This is a genomic window from Neoactinobaculum massilliense (genome assembly GCF_900604955.1).
Taxonomy (GTDB): domain Bacteria; phylum Actinomycetota; class Actinomycetes; order Actinomycetales; family Actinomycetaceae; genus Neoactinobaculum; species Neoactinobaculum massilliense.
Genome location: NZ_UWPE01000001.1, coordinates 592244 through 611615 on the forward strand (window position 1 = coordinate 592244; position 19372 = coordinate 611615).

16 protein-coding genes and 1 tRNA gene are annotated in these 19372 nt (G+C 63.1%); 7 read left to right on the forward strand and 10 right to left on the reverse strand.

Annotated features, from left to right (window positions below):
* Positions 1 to 34: 34 nt before the first annotated feature.
* Entirely contained in the window at positions 35 to 1138 is a 1104-nt protein-coding gene (locus EIH27_RS02645) for a DUF3866 family protein (protein ID WP_124039426.1), read from the reverse strand.
* 38 nt (positions 1139 to 1176) lie between these two features.
* Here EIH27_RS02645 and EIH27_RS02650 point away from each other — a divergent pair, with 38 nt between their 5' ends.
* From EIH27_RS02650 to EIH27_RS02670, 5 genes are read left to right on the forward strand one after another with little or no spacing between them, the layout of a single operon-like run.
* Positions 1177 to 2169, forward strand: a complete 993-nt coding sequence (locus EIH27_RS02650) for a helix-turn-helix transcriptional regulator (protein ID WP_124039427.1) — start codon at positions 1177 to 1179, stop codon at positions 2167 to 2169.
* Complete coding sequence (locus EIH27_RS02655; protein WP_124039428.1) at positions 2166 to 3230, forward strand: helix-turn-helix transcriptional regulator; 1065 nt, start codon at positions 2166 to 2168, stop codon at positions 3228 to 3230. Before EIH27_RS02650 ends, EIH27_RS02655 begins: the two co-directional genes overlap by 4 nt.
* Positions 3227 to 5839 (forward strand): DEAD/DEAH box helicase, encoded by a 2613-nt coding sequence (locus EIH27_RS02660; RefSeq protein ID WP_124039429.1) that lies wholly within the window; start codon positions 3227 to 3229, stop codon positions 5837 to 5839. The genes EIH27_RS02655 and EIH27_RS02660 overlap by 4 nt, the downstream gene beginning before the upstream one ends.
* Positions 5839 to 7359: an apolipoprotein N-acyltransferase gene (gene lnt / locus EIH27_RS02665; RefSeq protein ID WP_124039430.1), complete on the forward strand. Its 1521-nt coding sequence runs from the start codon at positions 5839 to 5841 to the stop codon at positions 7357 to 7359. The genes EIH27_RS02660 and lnt overlap by 1 nt, the downstream gene beginning before the upstream one ends.
* Before the next feature lie 10 nt (positions 7360 to 7369).
* Positions 7370 to 8092 carry a polyprenol monophosphomannose synthase gene (locus EIH27_RS02670; protein WP_124039431.1) on the forward strand — a complete coding sequence of 241 codons (723 nt, stop codon included), beginning with the start codon at positions 7370 to 7372 and terminating at the stop codon, positions 8090 to 8092.
* 320 nt (positions 8093 to 8412) lie between these two features.
* Here the strand turns inward: EIH27_RS02670 and EIH27_RS02675 are convergent, their stop codons facing one another.
* On the reverse strand, positions 8413 to 8769 hold the full coding sequence (locus EIH27_RS02675) for an RNA polymerase-binding protein RbpA (RefSeq protein WP_124039432.1): 357 nt from the start codon (positions 8767 to 8769) through the stop codon (positions 8413 to 8415).
* A 130-nt stretch (positions 8770 to 8899) separates the two neighbouring features.
* On the reverse strand, positions 8900 to 9352 hold the full coding sequence (locus tag EIH27_RS02680) for a cupin domain-containing protein (RefSeq protein ID WP_124039433.1): 453 nt from the start codon (positions 9350 to 9352) through the stop codon (positions 8900 to 8902).
* 337 nt (positions 9353 to 9689) lie between these two features.
* On the opposite strand from EIH27_RS02680, the gene EIH27_RS02685 reads away from it, so the two are divergent.
* A complete protein-coding gene (locus EIH27_RS02685; protein WP_124039434.1) occupies positions 9690 to 11597 on the forward strand; it encodes a solute carrier family 23 protein in 1908 nt (635 codons plus the stop codon).
* A 49-nt stretch (positions 11598 to 11646) separates the two neighbouring features.
* Here the strand turns inward: EIH27_RS02685 and EIH27_RS02690 are convergent, their stop codons facing one another.
* From EIH27_RS02690 to EIH27_RS02700, 3 genes are all read right to left on the reverse strand, one after another.
* On the reverse strand, positions 11647 to 12195 hold the full coding sequence (locus EIH27_RS02690; RefSeq protein WP_124039435.1) for a MerR family transcriptional regulator: 549 nt from the start codon (positions 12193 to 12195) through the stop codon (positions 11647 to 11649).
* A 125-nt stretch (positions 12196 to 12320) separates the two neighbouring features.
* Complete coding sequence (gene ftsR, locus EIH27_RS02695) at positions 12321 to 13070, reverse strand: transcriptional regulator FtsR (protein WP_277424089.1); 750 nt, start codon at positions 13068 to 13070, stop codon at positions 12321 to 12323.
* Entirely contained in the window at positions 13071 to 13517 is a 447-nt protein-coding gene (locus EIH27_RS02700; protein ID WP_124039437.1) for an FHA domain-containing protein, read from the reverse strand.
* Between the two features lie 164 nt (positions 13518 to 13681).
* Here EIH27_RS02700 and EIH27_RS02705 point away from each other — a divergent pair.
* A tRNA-Pro gene (locus tag EIH27_RS02705) sits at positions 13682 to 13755 on the forward strand.
* 574 nt (positions 13756 to 14329) lie between these two features.
* On the opposite strand, the gene EIH27_RS02710 is transcribed toward EIH27_RS02705, so the two are convergent.
* From EIH27_RS02710 to EIH27_RS02725, 4 genes are read right to left on the reverse strand one after another with little or no spacing between them, the layout of a single operon-like run.
* Positions 14330 to 15808 (reverse strand): ABC transporter ATP-binding protein, encoded by a 1479-nt coding sequence (locus EIH27_RS02710; RefSeq protein WP_164461582.1) that lies wholly within the window; start codon positions 15806 to 15808, stop codon positions 14330 to 14332.
* Entirely contained in the window at positions 15805 to 16704 is a 900-nt protein-coding gene (locus EIH27_RS02715) for an ABC transporter permease (protein ID WP_241152940.1), read from the reverse strand. Before EIH27_RS02715 ends, EIH27_RS02710 begins: the two co-directional genes overlap by 4 nt.
* On the reverse strand, positions 16697 to 17626 hold the full coding sequence (locus EIH27_RS02720; RefSeq protein ID WP_124039439.1) for an ABC transporter permease: 930 nt from the start codon (positions 17624 to 17626) through the stop codon (positions 16697 to 16699). The genes EIH27_RS02715 and EIH27_RS02720 overlap by 8 nt, the downstream gene beginning before the upstream one ends.
* 3 nt (positions 17627 to 17629) lie before the next feature.
* The gene (locus tag EIH27_RS02725) at positions 17630 to 19255 is read right to left on the reverse strand and encodes an ABC transporter substrate-binding protein (protein WP_241152941.1); all 1626 of its coding nucleotides are present in this window, start codon (positions 19253 to 19255) and stop codon (positions 17630 to 17632) included.
* Positions 19256 to 19372: the final 117 nt, after the last annotated feature.

The following is a 19372-nucleotide window of genomic DNA, read 5'->3' on the forward strand; positions in this document are numbered from 1 at the left end:
AAGCGTGGACGCGCCGCGAGCTCGGCAACAGCGGCTAGCCAAGCAGTTCGGCGGCCGCGAACCCGGCTGCACCAGCGGCGAGAAACGCGAGTGGATCGGCGCTGAGCCCGCGGCCCATGGTGCTCAGTTTGACCGGCGAATGCTGTAGCGGGCCCACAAGGGCGCTGGCGGGCACCTCTCGCACGGTGAGGTGCGGGGTGGCGGCCAATCGCTGGACGTGCCCGGCCATGCGCGCCCGAATATCCGCGGGAATCCCGGCGGATAAGGCATCCTGGCCCAGCACGGGAACCGGGCACAGCGCGGGCGTGAGGGCCACGCGCGTAAGGGCCGTGAGCGTGTGGTGAGAAATGCCCCGGTGCCGTTCGCGTGCGTCCGCACTAGACATGCGCAGCAGCGCCACGGCCCGCCCACCCAGCGCGTTTGCCGCGTTGACGTATTCACCGGTGCGTACGCCCGAGAATCCCCACCGGGTATCCGTTCCAAGGTTGCCCGGGCCCTGGGACACAATGGCCACATCGGCGTGCCACACCAGCCGGGCGGCGAGGAGCGCACTGTGCACGTTAACCGTCTCCAATTCGCCGCCAAAGGCCTGTCCCGCCGTAATGGTTCCGAGTATGTCCCCGCGCTCAGTGAGCGCGGCTGCCGTGCGCGAAAACCAGGCGGGCAGGGCACCGCCGTCGTCCATGATGTAGGCGATACGCACCTCCGGTAGTCGAGACCGAAGTACAGCCACCACGGCGGGCAACGCGGAGTGCAGGTCCGCTACCACCACGGGCATGCCGTCAATGGAATCCGCGCCGGCGAGCAGGTCATGCGCGGTCGATTCCTGTTCATCCGTTCCCAACGTGAGATACTGCAGCGGAGTGTAACGCGCCTTCACCACGTGGCCGGGCGCGGGTGCCGGATCCGGCGGGAGCCGATCGGGGAGGGCGGCGACGAAGAGATAACCGCCGGTTCCCAAGTTCTTTGCCACCGCCGACGCTGTCAACAGCACGCGGTCACCCACCTCCGCATGGCCCGTGAGGGGCGGGTAGTTGATCGCGCGCGCCGTGCCCTCGGATACCGTCACGGTCAGTTCCTGCGCACCGTGCCATTCGCGCACCACGTCCACCACGCGTCCGTTCCGCCAAATCATCATGCGGTCAGCCTAGTGTGCCGGGCGGTAGGGTAGGGCACGTGGTACAGGACATCGGGCGGGGAAGCCGCCAGATCGCGCTTCTTGAGGCGATCCGTAGCGGGGGCGGGCTCACGGTTCGAGATGCCGCCACGCTGCCCGCCTACGCCGCCGCACCCACTCGCGGTGCATTCACGCGCCGCTTTGAGCGGGATCTGGCGGAACTGCGCGAGGCCGGCTATCCCATTGAGGTGGAATCGCGGAATGGCAACTACGTGTATGTGCTTCGTGAGAACGCGCCCGTTATTGCCGCGGTCGGTTCGCTTGGGGTGGGTATCCTACGGAGCGTCATGGCGGGAGCTGCGCCCGGCACACCGCACCTGGGCAGTGCCAATAACGGTATTGAAAAGCTACTGGCTGCTTCTCCGCCCCTCCCCGCACGGATGACGGCCGTGCGTGCGACCATTCCCACCGGACCCGCCGCCGCGGTACTGGCGCGGGCGATTCAACAGGGACGGCAGGTACGTTTCCGGTACCGGCGTACCATCACGGAAACGAAGAATTACCTGGTGGAGCCATGGCAGATTTCCGTGTTTGAGAACGCATTTTACGTGTCCGGCGTGGCCCACACGGACAGCTGGGTTACCCGCACGTTCAAGGTCGATCGTATTGATGCGGAGAGCGTTCGCGTGGGTGGGGCGGCCACCCAGCCGCGGCACGCGGTAAACACGGCTGTCTTCCACGCACCCACCGTGATTCTTGCCATCCGGCCCGGCGGCGCTGCCCCGCTCCGCGAGCGCGGCAGAACGATTGTGGTGAGGCGGGTAGTGGGCGCCGTAGCTGAAAACGAGGCCCAGGCGGTTCCGGCGGACGTTGCCGCGGAAGTACCGGCTGGATGGGACACGATCCGCCTCAGCTATCCCACGTGGGGCCGGCTCTGGGAGGATCTCACCATGTATCGAGGCTCTGTTCGGCTGGTCGGTGATGCCGATGCTTTGGCGGAGTGGCACCAGCGTACGGCTCAGGTGGCACGCGCAGCGGAGGCCTCGGCATGATCCGCGTGCAGCGAGCCGTGGAGATTAACGCCATCCTCGTGTATCTGGACCGAGTGGGAGGTACGGCCACTCTGGGCGGATTGGCGGCGCACTTCGGCACCGATTGGCGGCGCATACTTGCGGCACTGTGGGAGGCGAACACGGCGGAAATGTGGGATGGCCGCATCCCGTTTACCCTGGACCTACCGCTCCCACCCGGCCAGGAGGAACCGGGGGAGGAGCGCGCATCGGCTCTTTCCTCGGTCAGTTTCGTATCTGGACAGGCCCGCCCCCTTGCACTGACGTTGGATGAGGCCATGGCGGTGCTAGCCGTGCTTGATTCGGTGGCAGAAGTGACATCGCCGGGGCCGGAATTGGCGGCGCTGGCGTCCACCCGTAGCGCGGTTAGTGATGGCCTGGCGCAGGCCGGATTCGATAGCGTGCTGTGGGCCCCACCCGTGCCGGTCGCTGCACCGTCCACTACGGCGGCAATCGCCACGGCGCTGGAGCACACTTGCTACCTGGAATTCAGCTACTTTTCACCTGCTCACCCCGAGGGGAAGCGGGTGAAAACCCTTCCAGTTGATGTGACACCGGGCGGAGAACCGCTGCTGCGCGCCTTTGATTCCGACGAACTCCACCACTACAGGCTGGATCGCATGGCGGACGTACGAACCGGTGACGCTGCATCGGCCTCCACGCTTGAGACCGCACGTCGAGCAGCCGCACAGGAAACGGCCTGGCAACCCGGTGGCGAGCGTGTCACGATCACGGTGACGCAGGCGGCGCGGTGGCTGGCGGAATCCGTGCCCGTCTCAGCCATCACGCGGGGCGAGAATATTGAGATCGTGCTGCGGGCGCGCTCGGAGACATGGCTCGCCTCCCTGCTAGCACAGGTGGGTGGGGCACTGGTATCGATTAAGCCGGCTTCCGTTGCGGCTCGCATGGCACAGATTTTCAGAGAATTAGCAGAGACCGCGGCACCCGCGAACGCAGCGGACATGGTCGCGGTACCGCAGGGCGGCGCCGCAGTGAATACCACCACCGCCCTTCCCACGACGCACACGGAGGAGAGCGCATGAGCTACATCCTGGATAATTATGTAGAGGGCTTTGCCGCTCACGGCATCACGCTAGACGAGTTCCAGGTGGAGGCGTGCCGCGAGCTGGAGGCCGGCCGTGACGTGCTCGTATCCGCTCCTACCGGGGCGGGAAAAACCGTGGTGGCGCGCTACGCGGTGGAACTCGCCCTCGCCACCGGGAAGCGGTGCATCTACACCGCGCCGATTAAAGCGCTCTCGAACCAAAAGTACGCGGATCTGACCGAGGAACTGGGGGAGGACGCCGTCGGACTACTGACGGGAGATTTCACCGTTAATCGAGAGGCCCCCATCCTGGTGGTCACCACCGAGGTACTCCGCAACATGCTCTTCCAGGGGGCTTCGGACCTTGCCGATACCGGGTACGCGGTACTGGACGAGGTGCACTACCTGGCGGATCCGGACCGCGGGCCGGTGTGGGAGGAGGTTATCCTTTCCCTGCCCGAACACGTGCGGCTCATCTCACTTTCCGCCACCATCGCGAACACGGGTGAACTGGTGGCATGGATGCGGTCCGTGCGTGGAGATACGGCGCTGGTCACCTCGAGTGTGCGTCCGGTACCACTGCGGCAATGTGCACTTTTTGGCAAGCACCTGGTGCCGGTGTACGACGCCGACGCTGAGAGGCCCAGCCGCGCACTTGTTGCGGGGGTGAAACGCGAGCAGGAACGGGCCGAGCAGCGCCACCGTGCGGCGCGCGTGGGGGAGCGGGATCGCCGCCGGGTGCTACGTGTGCTGGGTAGGGAGGACATGCTCCCCGCCATTGAGTTTATTTTCTCCCGGAAGGGCTGCGACCGCGCGGTTGATTCACTGCTTCGCCACGACGTCGTGCTCACCGATGCTGCTGAACAACAGGAGATCCGGGCGGAGGTGGCGCGCGTGCGCGAGCAACTCACCGCCGGAGATAGGCACGCTATTGGCTTTGACCGGGCCGCCCGCGCGCTAGAACGCGGTTTTGGTGCCCACCATGCCGGCGTGTTTCCGGCCGTGAAAGAGCTCATCGAACGGCTGACGGCGCGAGGACTGGTGAAGATCGTGTATGCCACGGGCACGCTGGCGCTGGGGATTGACATGCCGGTGCGCACGGTGGTGCTCGAGGACTTGACGCGGTGGGACGGCGCCGGATTTGTGAATCTTTCGGCCACGGAGTATACGCAGCTCATTGGGCGTGCCGGGCGGCGCGGTAAGGACCCGGTGGGTAACGCGGTGATTCTGGGCGGGCCAGAATTGGACCCCGAGCATCTGGCGGATATTGGCAGCGGGCGGGTGGATCCGCTCCATTCCGTGTTCCGTCCCTCTTACAACACGGTGACAAACCTGGTGCTGGACCGGGGCTACGCGGAGGCGCGGGCCCTCATGGCACGCAGTTTCGCACAGTTCCAGCGCAACGCGGAGATTGGCACCGTGAATGCGCGCCTGGAGCGAGTGCGTCGCAAGATTGCGGGTGAGGAGAGACATCTCCACTGCGAGCGCGGAAACCTGGTCGAGTACGTGCGGCTACGGGAGAAGGCGGGCCACGCCCGGAAGGCGGCGAGAAAGGCCGCGAAGCGGGCATACCGGGCGCGCATCGAGGAGAGCTTTGCCACCGCGCGCACCGGCCAGGTGTACGCCTACGGGGTGGGCGGAGAGCTCGAGTACGGGCTAGTGCTGTCCGTGCACAGGAAACGACTGCGCGTACTTACGTGGCTGGGTGAGGTGTTGTGGTTGGAGCTTGCGGATCTTTCCTCGGAGATGCGCGGGGTGGCGAGTGTTTCGCTACCCACCGGGCTGCCAGTGAAACGGCCGGATGTGCGTGAGAGCGTGGCTGAGGAGATTACCGACGCCGTGGAGGAGCGCGTGGACCTGGGGCTTGACGAGGATTTGTTGGCACCGTGGTCCCGGTTTGCGGAACCGGACGACGCCGCTGTGCTCGCCCACCCCGTTCATGCGTGTCCGGACCTCGCCGAGCATTTGCGCGTGGCGGAGGGACTGGTGTCCCTTGATCACCGCGCCGCCGAATTAGCCCGGGCGGCCGATTCGTACGCCGATTCGGTTGGACGCGAATTCGACGCCACCGCACGCGTGCTCGAGCGGCGCGGGCTCCTCCTAGACGGTAGTGACGGCACACTGACCGGCGGGCGCGGGGCTGGCGTGCTGCGCGAACTGCACGCGGATGCCGACCTACTTCTCTATGAAGCGCTTTCCACCGTGGGTGAAGAGGAGATTGAGGCGGATGTGTTCGCCGGCTGGATGTCACTGTTCCTGTCCGACGATCGATTGGGCTCCATGTATCCGCGTTCCCGCGAGCTCTTCCGCCTGACCCAGCGCACGCGGAAGATAGCCACCGAATTGCAGGCCGTTGAAGCAGAGGAGGGGATTGAACGCACCCCGGATTTGACACCCGGATGCGCGGATGTGTTCGCCGGCTGGGTGAGCGGGTGGACACTTGGCCAGTGCATTGAGGCCTCTCGCCTGTCAGCTGGCGATTTTATTAATGCGGCGCGCAGGCTGGTGGACCTGCTGGGACAGGTACGTGCGGCCACGGAGGGCACCTGGATTGCTGATGTGGCGGCGAAAGCCCGGGATGGTGTGCGCCGTTCGGAGCTGTTCTAATGCCGTGGGCATTCCTGTCGGCGCTCCTCGGCGGGGTGGCACTCTGGGCCGCGTTCCCACCCGTGGGCTGGTGGTGGACCGCGCCCGTAGGCATCACATTCCTCGTGCTCGCCGCGTTGCGGGGTGGGGCCGGGCGGGCTTTCCTGGGCGGGTGGCTGTGCGGTGTCGTCTTTTTTGGACTGCAGTGGGACTTCGTGCAGGAGGCGTCCGGCCTGCTCTGGGCGCGGGTACTCCTCGCCGGATTTGAGGCGCTAGCGGTGGGACTGTTTGCCTGGCTGCTGCGTGGATTATCGCGGCGCTGGCGAAGCCCCTGGACGGTGGCGGCCGGCGGTGCCGCGCTGTGGGCCGCATTGGAACTGCTGCGCTCCGAGCAGCCCCTGGGCGGTTTCCCCTGGGGTACCCTCGCCTTCTCTCAAGTAGGCGGACCGCTGGGCAGGCTGGCGCCCTATGGGTCCACGATGCTGGTGAGCGCGGCCGTGGCCTTTGTTGGCATCCTGGTGGCGGCCGGCGTGAGGCGGCGCGGACTAACACGGTGGTGGAGTGTTGCGGGCGCCGCCCTTCTCACCATTGGAATTGGTTTCCTTCCCACCGCCGCGGCCACCGGGCAGACGTTGAAGGTTGGGTTCGCCCAGGGAATCGTGCCTCGCGGTGGTCAGGGGGCCGGTGGTCTCAGTCAGGCCATCGCCGTCACGGACGGGCTGCGGGCCGCCTCCGAACGTATCCAAGGTGCCGATCTACTACTGTGGCCCGAATCGGCGTCGGACATGGACCCGCGCCAGGACGCGAACGCACGCGCACTTATTGACGCGGCCTCGCAGAAGGCGGGGGTGCCCATTCTGCTGGGCACGCAGGAATACCAGGCGCGCACGCGGTACAACCAGTATGTGGTGTGGATGCCGGGGCAGGGCATGACGGGGCTCTACGCGAAGCAGCACCCGGTACCGTACGGCGAGTACGTGCCGGGGCGGGAATTCGCCGCAAAGATCACCGGGGCGGTGAATATGATTTCCGTGGACATGCTCGCCGGTAACAAGCCCGCCTACCTTGATGTGCCGCTCAAATCTGGCACCGTCCAGGTGGCCACACCTATCTGCTTCGAGGTGGCCTACGACGGAATCGTGGGGGAGGCCGTGCGCGCGGGTGCACAGTTCATTGTGGTGCCCACCAATAACGCCTCCTTTGGATCCACGGCCGAATCTGCTCAGCAGATGCAAATGACGCAATTCCGTGCCATGGAGAGTGGGCGGTTCGCCGTGCAGGTTTCCACCGTGGGTGTGTCCGGTGTGGCGGCACCGAACGGGATGGTGACTAACGAGACGAAGCCGTGGACAGAGGCGGCTGAGGTCGCCCGGATTCGCCTTTCAACCACGCTTACCTTTGCTACTCGCTTTGGGGAGGCGCTGCGCTGGATCACGTATGGCCTGGGCGCGGGCGTGGCGGCGATAGGATTAAGCGGACTAATTAGCCGGCATACCGCGGGGCATCAGATTGGCCGTGGCGGGCGCCGGCATCGGGCGTAAAGGAGCAGCCATGAAGGCCGTTGTTGCCATCCCCACCTATAACGAGGCGCAGAACCTGCCGGGCATCGTGGCGCGGACTCGCCGCGCTGTCACTGCGGACATCCTGGTTGTGGATGATGCTTCGCCGGATGGTACGGGTGAACTCGCGGAGAAGCTGGCAGCGGCGGATCCCGCCATTCACGTGATGCACCGCGCCGGTAAGGGAGGACTGGGTAAGGCCTATCTCGCGGCTTTTGCCTGGGCCGAGGAACACGGCTATACGCATGTCGTGGAAATGGACGCGGATGGTTCCCATCATCCTGAGGAGCTGCACCGGCTGCTTGCTCGTGCCGACGAGCCCGATCATCCAGATCTCGTGATTGGTTCGCGCTACACGCGTGGCGGGCGTATCCGCGGCTGGTCGAAAGCGCGCGAGTTGCTCTCCCGCGCGGGGAATCTCTATATCAAAGTAATGCTGGGCCTGCCGGTGGCGGATGCGACGGCAGGCTTCCGGGTGTACCGGCTGGATACGCTGGCGCGCATAGGGCTCGACGTCGAGGCGAGCGGTTATTTCTTCCAAACGGACATGACGGCGCACGTGGTATCCCATGGTGGAACCGCGGTTGAAGTACCGATTACGTTTACGGAGCGCCTCGCCGGTGAATCGAAACTGTCCGGTGCCGTGTTTAGCGAATCCCTGCGGCGCACCACCAAGATGGGTGTGCGCCGCTATCTGGGCCTGCTCAAGCGCTAGGGGAGACGCTCGCCCGGCCTATTTTCGGCGGGGGTGCCGCGGTCCTCATGGGTAACAGAATTGAAGCTCGTGATTCGTTCGGGCCCTACTTGCCGGAGGAATCGTCGGACACATCTGCGGCCTAAGGGTACAGATAGCGCTTTCACGCCCTTTCCGGAGACGTGCCGTTATTAAGTCGTGGCCAATAAAATCGACAAATGAGCACGGAGACTCGATCTGGTTAAAAAGAAACTCGTGGACCTAACCCCGGGCAGGGGAGAGGCCCACGAGCAACGTGGAGGATGTCTACGGACGGTGTCAGTACCGTGGACCCGACGGAACTAGTGAATATCGTGGAGACGCAGCTTGCCCTGATGAAGCAAATCAAGGCGCTCTTCAAGCAGCACCTGTAGCTCATCAATCTCACGGCGTTCGCGAAGCATGTCCCAGTGCGTACGCTGCTGCTTTTTCTTTTTCTTCTCCTCGATGTCCGCCTTATCATGCTGAAGCTCGGCCTTAGCGCCGCACTTGCACATCCAGGTGGCCGGAAGATCTGCGTCCGCTGCAAGTGTGACCGCGAATTGGTGGCCGTTGGGGCACAGGTATTCCGCCTGCTTGCGTTCCACGAACTTCACGTGGTCCGCAGATTCGAGTGAGTTGGAGCCAAGCCTCATGCCACGAAGCGAACGTTCTGCCATTGCCATCCTTTCGAAACGAACTCTTATAGTAACGCGCCCGGGCGAGATTCATTCCCGTCCGGGCATGCTCCTGGTCACGTGCGCACTATTCGACGTCGGTTGCCCCACGCCGTCAGTACGCACGGACAACCTACTTCGGCTGCACAGTCCAGCTGGGTGCTTCGTCACGGCCTGATGCTTCATCAGCTTCCGCCGCCTCAGCGGTTTCCTGAATGATGCCCTGCGCGTGGTGCGAAGGCGCATAGACCGACAGCACCTGCATAGGTGTATCGCCCGTGTTACGCACATCGTGCCAGCGGCCGGCTGGAACCAGAATGGCCCAACCCGCCTCGACGTCCTGCTGGAACGTGAGGTGATCCTTGGCGTCTCCCATGACGGCCTGACCGTGACCGGCTTCCAGCCGCAGGAACTGATCCGTGTCGGGGTGAACTTCCAGACCAATCGATGCGCCCACAGGAATGCTCACGAGCGTGACCTGAAGATATTTGCCCGTCCAGGCGACGGTGCGATAGTTCGTATTCTCTGTCGTGGCCTCGTGCGCGTTGAATGATTGCGGATCGGGACCTACATCTTGTAGATGCATGGCTGCATTCCTTTCTCTCGCGGTACCTTGAATTCTACCTTTGTTCGAAGGAGTACCTGGGGCCGGCATCGGTATCCCAGACGTAGCGCGCCGATAATGTATATTATGTCAAAACAGCTGGAGTGCGGAGCGTTTGACACTGCCGGCACTACCCCGCGCCCTCCTTCTCGCTACGCCCGCCTTGAGCACATTGGCCGAAAGGTTTGAGCCAATCGCCAGCCATGACCGCTCGGTTGTTTCCACGTTTGCATCTCGTTCTAGTTTCAGAATGTGAACGTAAGTTGACCGGGACGTGACCGCTGCGGCGTCGTCGAAGAAAAACTGGGATTATAGGCCCATGGCGAAAATCCATCCCGTTGACCAAGTGCCTCCATTTGGCAAATTGTCAGTACTTTCCCTGCAGCACGTGCTGAGTTTCTACGCCGGCGCCGTCATTGTGCCGATCCTCATCGCGTCCTCGCTGGGCCTCTCGCAGGAAACGACTATCCATCTTATCAATGCGGACCTGTTTACCTGTGGGCTTGCCACCCTTATTCAGTCGGTGGGCGTGACCCGGTGGGTCGGTGCACGCCTGCCAATCATTCAGGGCGTTACCACCACTGCCGTGACACCAATTATCGCGATTGGCCTGGCCGCTACGGAAGGTAAAGGCGGTGAGGCCGGCCTTCCGCTCATCTACGGCGCAATCATTATTGCCGGCCTTTTCACATTCCTTGTGGCACCCTACTTCGTCAAGCTACTGCGCTTCTTCCCGCCGGTGGTGACCGGAACGGTACTGCTCGTCATGGGTACCTCACTGCTGGCCGTATCTGCCAATGATTTTGTGGGATACGCGGAGGGTACACCGCCGCTGCGCACGCTCGCCTACGGGTTCGGCACGCTGCTGGTCATCGTGCTGGCCCAGCGCTTCTTCAAGGGATTTCTCGGTACCATTGCCGTACTCATCGGACTGCTGCTAGGTACCGGCGTGGCCTGGATACTGGGCGATCTTGATCCGGACAAGGTGACCGCGATCGGAAGCTCCGCCTCGCTGGGCGTGACCACCCCGTTCTATTTCGGGCTTCCCGCATTTTCCGCCACTGCCTGCCTATCCATGATTATTGTCATGTGCATCACCATGGTGGAAACCACCGGTGACACGTTTGCCGTAGGAGAAATCGTCGGCAAGCGCATCACGGGTAACACGGTGGCGGCCGCCATCCGAGCCGACGGCGTATCCACCCTCCTAGGCGGTATCCTCAACTCTTTCCCATACACTTTCTTCGCCCAGAATGTTGGCCTGGTACGTATCACCCGCGTGAAATCCCGCTGGGTAGCCTCCGGTGCTGCCGTCATTATGATCATCCTCGGCGTGATACCTAAGGCCGGCGCGGTGGTAGCCACGATTCCCTCGCCTGTGCTGGGTGGCGCCTCCCTGGCGCTGTTCGCCAATGTGGCGTGGGTGGGCCTCCAGACCATCGCCAAGTCCGATCTACGGGATAACCGCAATGCCGTCATTGTCACCACCTCCCTTGCACTGGCGATGCTGGTGACGTTCAAGCCGGAGATTGCGCAGGCTTTTCCGCACTGGGCTCAGGTGTTCTTCTCCTCGGGAATGGTGATGGGTGCCACGGTGGCAATTCTCCTCAATTTGCTCTTCTTCCACGTCGGTAAGCCAAAGCAGGATGTGGTACGCAGCCAGCGCGGTGAAGGCCTCACCATCGAGGAAATCAATGCGATGGACAAGCCCACCTTTGTCTCGACATTCTCCCACCTGTTCAATAGCGCTACCTGGCCCGTGGAGCGCGCGTGGGAGCGCCGTCCCTTCGCCGACGTCGCTGACCTACGTGGTGCGTTCCAGGAGGCCGTCCTTACCGCCAGTAGCGAGGAGCAGCGGGACCTGGTGCGCGCCTATCCGGGTATGGCGCAACTGGTGTCCGCGGACGAAGATGAGGCGGCGCGAATCTCGCAGGATATCGGTGCGGTGGCCATCGGAACGGCTACGGACATTGAACTGCGCCAGCTCGATGATCTCGAGCAGCACTTCCAGGAGAAGTTCGGGACGCCCTACGTTGCCTACCTCTCCCCCACAGACACTCCCGCCAGCATCATCGCGCGCGGTGTGGCCCGCCTGGAGAACTCGCCCGTGGCTGAGCAAGCCGAATCTCTCACGCAGGTGGTGCGGATTGCTAATGATCGCTTCGATCAGCAGGTACGAGCGGCGGATCCTGTGGCTGCGGCCTGGGAAGCCAAGTGGCTTGAATAGTATGTGGCTAAATGGCCCGCGTATATCGCGGGCCATTTCTTATTTAAGGCTACGCCTGACGTTTCTTTGCCGCGCGCCGTACCGCCAGCTCGTCAATCGGGGCCGCAGCGCTTTCCACGTGGTCACTGGGCAGCGTGGAAAGGGAACCTTCCACTTCCTGCCATACGCGTCCTACAGCGATGCCAAACACGCCCTGACCGCCACGCACCAGGTCAATTACTTCGTCGTCGGACGTGCATTCGTATACCGAAGCGCCGTCGGACATGAGCGTGATACGCGCCAGATCATCCACACCAAATTCTGCCAGCTGTGCCACCGCCACGCGAATCTGTTGCAGGGACACGCCGGTGTCCAGGAGGCGCTTAACCACCTTGAGAACCAGGATGTCGCGGAAGGAGTAAAGCCGCTGCGTGCCAGATCCAGAAGCGGACTGAATGGACGGAGAAACCAGACCCGTGCGGTCCCAATAGTCCAGCTGGCGGTAAGTGATGCCGGCCGCCCGGCAGGCCACTGGGCCGCGGTAACCGATGCCCTCTTCAAAATGTGAGCGAGGGTCTCCGAATAGCGTGGGCTGGTAGACGGCCTCAGCATCGCTCATAGTTACTCCGTTCACGCGTGGATCAATGCACTTACTTTAACGCGGCGCGCGGATCGCCGTAGTGACCGGCGTGTCGGGACGGGTGGTTGCGCGGGCGAGGCAAAGAAGTTATGGGGCGCCCGTGCTTACCGCATCTCCACTTCCACGCTTTCGGAGAGCAGCGCCTGATACAGGTGAGATACAGCAGCGGTATCGGCCGTCGCGGCCTGAATAGCCCGCTCACCGGCACCCGGCGTTTGCGGATGTGGCCGGGAGGCACGCTGATTGGCCATCATGACGGCGTGCGCGTGGGCGGACGTACGGATTTGGCGCACCTGACGCAGGTCGTAGCCCTCGGCTACCAGCATGAGTACGTAGCGAATGATCTCGGGGGCATGGCTTGACAGCCCGCCGCGCGCATCGGTCTGCAGGATGCCCGCTGTGATCATGTCCTCAATGTCCGCCACGGCTGCGCCGGTGGTTTCCGCCACGTCTGCGATACGCAATCGCATATTCGGCTGCGGGCGCACATTGTTATCCTGCTCGCCCACCATCCGCATACGCTCGGGCCGGCCATTCTCCGCTACTTCGCCCGCGTCCAATTGACGCAACATCTCGCCTATCTGATCGAGGGGGAGAAAACGGTCCCGCTGCTCCCGCATAACAAAGCGGAGGCGCTCCACATCCGCCGTGGAGAATACACGTTGATTAGCAGAGGACCGATGCGGATGCACCAGCCCCTTGGACTCATAGTGGCGAATTTGAGAAATTGACACCAGGGGGAACTCGCTACTGAGCATCTGCCGCACCTCACCGATGCGGAAGGTTGGCGTGTGCGAGGCCGACTGGGGCCACTCCCCCCGGCACTCCCGCTGGGCCGCTGTCGCGGCGTTCACTTAAACCGCCCGAGAAGAATAGAAGGTGAGGCGGAACTTGCCGATCTGGATTTCATCGCTGTCGTGTAGATCCGCGCCGTCCACCCGGTTCCGATTTACATAGGTGCCGTTAAGGGAACCCGAATCCCGGATCGAGAAGTGACCCTCCATGCGAATAAAGCGTGCATGCTTGCGGGACACCGTGACGTCGTCCAGAAAAATATCGGCGCGCGGGCTACGACCCACGTTTGTGATTTCCGAGTTAAGAAGGAACCGCGCCCCCTCGTTCGGGCCAGAAAGCGCGAACAGAAGTGCAGACCCCTTCGGGAGACCCTGTAGTGCGCTCACCTCATCTGGCGAGAGCGTACGCGGCGCGTTTGGCTGCTCCACCCGGGAGCCAATAGCCTGGAACGTGCTGGTAGAAGTAGGGGACTCGGCACCGTTGTGCGGGTCAAACTGCTCGGACATTTCCCCTCCATCTTCAGCGATCGTAACAATGTTATAACGGTGCCACAGTGCGACGCCAGGCGCAGCCAGTTTCGTGTGCCACGTATCTCCTCGTGAATGATTACACATGGAGGGCGGACTGGGAATTTCGGCTCGGGTGCGCTATTCTCGACTGGTCGGTCGCACGGGCTATGGCGCAGTTTGGTAGCGCACTTGACTGGGGGTCAAGGGGTCGTGGGTTCAAATCCCGCTAGCCCGACTGAAGAAGAAACCCGCGGGATACCAACGAAAGGTAGCCCGCGGGTTTTCTTATGACCGGGGAATTAGGTACCCAAAAGGTACCCACGAAAGCAGATCTGAGCGGCAAAATGGCTCCGTGAACCTAACCGTTGTCCGTTCGCGGGGTGTGGAGACGGTCGGGCTGAATCCCTTGCCCTCTCCTGGCCCTCTCCTGGTTTGTCAGCCTGGTTGCGCCCTGACCTTGAGAAATTCTGCCCGTCGGGCGGGGCCGCGCGGGCAACAGATGGGCAACGTTGACTCTCTGCCTGGTGGGTGACCGTTAGGTACCCAAAAGGTACCCGCCGCTCGCGGGCAGGTAGGCCGTGAGCAGGTCAAAGCGAAGCCGGTGCCGCTGAACGGTATGAAAACTCTTCAGTTGATGGAAAATGCCCGGTTCCGAGCCCCGATTGGCCCCCAAAGCGGGCACTGGCCGTCAACTCAAGAGAAATCCGTCAACTCAGTGGCGCCGGGCTGGTTGGGCACGAACCCAGGTGCCTCAGCTGGCGGCAGGGGCCTGCTAGGGCCGCGCCGGGCTCGTTGGCGCACCAGCCTTCCTACTTCGCCTCCGTCAGCACTCCCCGATCCATCCGTACTATCCGGTCCGCCATGCGGGCGGTCACCTGCGGATCATGCGAGATGAACAGCATCGCCAGTCCGCGGGCCTGCTGCACCCGCTCCAGCACGCCCAGCACCTGGGTCCGCGTGCCGGGGTCCAGGGCGGACACCGCCTCGTCGCACACCAGCACGTCCGGCCGCGCGGCGAGAGCGCGCGCGATAGCGAGGCGCTGGCGCTGCCCACCCGACAGGTAGATAGGCCGCCGGTCTGCCACAGAGGCCGGCAGGTTTACTTCGTCCAGCGACGCCGCGATCTCGCTGCCGAGGGCCCCGGGGCGGCGCACACGCCCGCCACTCAGGGCGTCCGCCAGGATCTCCCCACACGTGCGGCGGGGGTCAAAACTGGTGAGCGCATCCTGCGGAATATAGCCCATGCGTCCGCGGCGATCACGACGGACCCGTTCCCGGCCGGGCACCCACGGTGTGCCCAAGAACTCCACGCTGCCCGCATTCGGGCTGAGCAACCCGAGCACGATCCGCGCCAGGGTAGATTTCCCCGATCCGGACTCCCCCACCAGGCCGAGGGTTTCGCCGCGCCGGAGCTTAAAGCTCGCGTCATCCACGGCCCGTACCTCGCCACGGCGCCCATTGAATGTGCGGGTGACGTGCTGGGCACGCAGAACGACGTCGTTCTCCACCACGCTCCCCCGCTCACGTACAGGGGTTTCCGCGAGAAAAGCGGCGAGCTGACGGCCCAGGTGCGTAGCGCGCACGTCCTCCACCGGCGCCGCAATGGTGCCATCTTTCAGCTCATAGACGCGGTGCGCCACCCGGGAAACACCCTCGAGATCATGTGAAATGAGCAGGATCGCGCGGCCCCGCTCAGCGAGTCCAGTAAGCAGATCCAATTCTGCATCCCGCGTGACAGGGTCCAGAGATGCCGTCGGTTCATCGGCAATGATGACAGGCGGATCCTGGGCAACCGCAGCGGCCACGAGAGCGCGCTGGCGCTGCCCACCGGACATCTCGTCGGCCCTGCGATCCAGAAACGTCACCCCGCCCGGTAGGCCCGCCGTTTCTAACAGCTCGACCGCGCGCTTCCGGCGATCACCACGGTATGCGGCCCCCAACGCCTCACTAATCTCGGCGCCGATGGTGCGCAGCGGGTCCAGGCCCACCAGCGCATCCTGCATAATCATGCCGACCCGACGCCCGCGGACCGCACGCCACCTCCTATCCGAGGCAGCTGCCATGTCGGCCTCGCCGTCGTCCCACCGATAGATCAGATGCTCGGCACGCACCCGCGCACCCTCGCCCGTCAACCCCAGAAGCGTGCGGGCGGTGACGGACTTACCGGCGCCACTGGAGCCCACGAGGCCCACCACCTCACCCGGATACACGGTCAAGTTGCCGTCGTGGATCACCCGGTGTGCGCCGAAACGTACTTCGAGGCCACGCACCTCCAATGCTGGTTTCATGCTGCGCCTCCCGCCGTACGCGTCCGTGCCTGTATTGAGCGGCCTAATCCAGTGGCCGCTAGGGCAACAATAAGAATTGCCAGACCCGGACATAGCGTCAGCCACCACGCGCCTGTCAGCAGATAGTCACGGCCCGCAGAAAGCATGGCTCCCCATTCCGGCGAGGGCGGCGGCGTGCCCAGGCCAAGGAAAGAGAGCGCCGAGGCCCAGATAATGGACTGTCCTAATCCCAGTGTGGCCATGGAAAATAGTGGCGCCACCGTATTGGGCACCACCGTGTGAACGAGACGATGCCACCAGGAACGGCCCATAATGATGTCCTGCTCAACATACGGCGAGGTGCGCACCGCCAGCATGGTGGAGCGCAAAATCCGCGCGTAGCCGGGTGCACTAGAAAGTCCGACGGCGATCGTTGTTGTCAAAACTCCCGGACCCCACACGGCGATGACCAGGAGAGCGAGGAGAATCCCGGGGAAGGCGAAGCCCACCTCCAGGACGCGTGCGATGGCTTCATCCAGCCAGCGTGGTCCAAGCGCGGCCGCCGTGCCCAAGATGAGTCCCAGCCCCATGCCAATCGCGGTGGCAGCAAGCCCCATAAGAAGTGAGGCTGAGGTGCCATGAATAATGCGCGTGTAAATATCGCGGCCGGATTCGTCCGTGCCAAGAATATGGGCACCGCTCGGCGCGCTCATGCCCGTGAGCGGATCGGTGGCGAGTGGGTCGCCCGGGGCAAGCAGATTCGGCCACAGGGCGGCTACGAGGAAGAAGGCCAGAATAACAAGTGAGATCCAGAGGAGCGGACGAACCCGGTAGCTCCGGTGCGGCCGCGCCTCCCGGGTACGACGCCGCCCAAGGCGCCCGGGTGCGGCGCCGATTTTCTGCGGAGTTTCAGCCACGCTGGGCCTCCTTTCGGCGTGCGGCCGTGCGCGGATCTACCAGCGCCTCCCCCACTTCGGTGAGCAGTGTGAGAAGCACGTAAATGACCGCGACGGCGATGAGGCCGCCGGCTACCAGCGGAATATCGCGGGCCACCACGGCGTCGAGCAGGGTGCGGCCCAAACCTTGGCGCCCAAAAATGGTCTCCACCACCACGGCGCCGGATACTAGTGAACCGAACACCCAGGCCGACGTTGACACACCGGGCAGAGCGGCGTGACGCAGCACGTGAGTAAAGAACAATCGAGTACGGGAAATACCGCGGGCAAGCGCCGTCGTCACGAACGGCTGCTGGAGCGTATCGGCTAGCCGCTCCCGAATCACCTGTCCGAGGAACCCCGCGGAGGGAATGGCCAGGGCTACCGCCGGCAGAATATAACCCTGCCACCCACTACTGATGGCTACGGGCAATCCCAATCCCGCCGCGAAAACCGCAATAAGGATAATGGCGAGAAAGAATTGCGGCAGCACGGCATTAATCTGTTCCAGCGCAGAAGCCACACGCCACGCGAATTGGCCGCCGGTCACGGACCACCAGGCCAGCGCAACCGCTATCACCCAGGCAAGCAGAAGCGCAACAAAAGCGAGTATCAGCGTGGTGGGTAGCTGTTCGGCAATGATGGCGGATACGGGGCGCTTGAGCGCATAGGAATCACCGAGGTTCCCGGTCGCTACCCGCCCCAAAAAATCAAAATATTGGATGAGTACGGGCTTATCGAAGCCGTACTCCACGCGGGCGCGTGCCACCGCCTCCGGGGAAGCATTGGAGGCGGGGCCACCCAGCACAGCCAGAACGGGATCGCCGGGGATGAGACGGATTGCAACAACCACCGCCCATAACGTCCAGATGGCGCCCAGAATGCGCCAGGCAATGCGCCGCACGGTTTACTTCCAGGACGCGTCGAGGAATGTGGGCACGCCCAGCTGCGGCTGCAGCCGATAGCCCGCAAGGTCCTTGGTGTAAGCCGTCTGCACCATCTGGCCATAGAGCGGGATCACCGTGTGAGAATCCAGAATCATACGCTGGGCCTTCTCATAGAGCGGGCCGCGGACGGAATCAGAGTCCTCCTGTGAGGCCTGATCCAGTACCGCATCCAGTTCGGGGCTGGACCAACCCGTGTTGTTCGCGTGATACCCCGACGGCGCCGGCTCGATAGCGCTGGAGGAATAGACCGTGCGCAGCACATCTGGAGACGTCTTGGAGTACGGGGCAATAATCGCGTCAAAGGTCCAATCTCCGGATGCCGCATACCAGGAGGAAAGGTCGAGTAGCTCGATCTTGACATCGAATCCCACCTTCTTTTCCTGATCCGCAATCTGCTGCACAAGGGACTGCTCAGCAGGAATGGACTGGTTCGTGGAGAGTGGGAAGGAGACGGTCAGGCGCTTCCCGTCCTTCATGCGCACGCCATCGGTATCGCGGTCGGTCCAGCCGGCCTTATCCAGCAGCTTGTTTGCCGCATCCGTGTCAGGCGTGAACATATCCGGATCCTGCACGCCAAACTTCACCGAATCCGAGAGGATCGAATAGGAACGCTCCAGCGTGCCGTGATAGAGGGACTTGATAGCCGGGTCAATATCCATCCCCTTGATGAACGCCTGCCGTACGGAATCATCATTGAACGGGGCGCGCCGTGTATTGAGCTCAATACGGGCCGTGGTGCCCGGACGAGCAAACACAGCCGTGCCATAGTTGGAATCCTTCTCCAGTTGCGCCAGCGCATCGGGCTGCACCGAGTCAATGACATCCACCTGTCCGGACTTTAGGGCCGCGAGACGCGTGGATGATTCCGGAATGAATTGCCATACGATCTTTTCGATCTTTGCGGCACCCTCCTGATTCTTCGCATCCGCGGGTGCCGACTTGTAGCCCTCGTAGCGGGTAAAGGTGATCTGCTTTTTCTGCTCCCAGTTCTCCACCTGGAACGGACCCGTGCCGTACGGGTGAGCACAGTTGGCCTCCTCGCCTCGCTTGATGCCGGCCGGCGATTCCATAGCCGTCCATGTTTGCGCGAGCGACTCGATGAGGGCGCCATCCGGCTCCGAGAGGTCGAAACGCACCGTGTGTGCATCCAGCGGTACCACCTGCTTCACCTTGGACATGGCAAGGATGGCCGTGGAGGACTTCGTGTTCGGATCCTTCATATGGTTGACATTCGCCACCACGGCATCCGCGTTGAAGTCGGTGCCATCCTGGAACTTGACGCCTTCCCGGAGAGATACGGTCCAGCTGAGTTTGTCGGAAGCAACCTTGGCGGAGGTGGCTAGCCACGGGATAATCTCGCCGTCCGAATTCTTAGAGAAAAGGGACTCGAGGAACTGGTTTCCGGCGAGAGCCTGCGGGAAATTACCACCCACGTGCGGATCCAGGCAGGTGGGTTCCGCATCTCCGGTGGCGAACGTCACAGTATTCTTCTCCGCAGTCGAATTTCCTGCGCACCCACTCAATCCGAATGCCAGGGCGGCAATACCGAGGGACGCGCAGAGGCGCTGAAGAGCATGGATCTTCACGGTTTCCTCCATCAACCTTGAAAAACTGACACAAAATAGTTGAAAGCTGTGCCATACTACGCGGGCTGTTTCGGCTGCAATGCGGCGTGGGTTACTTTCCAGTGCGCGTACACTCGG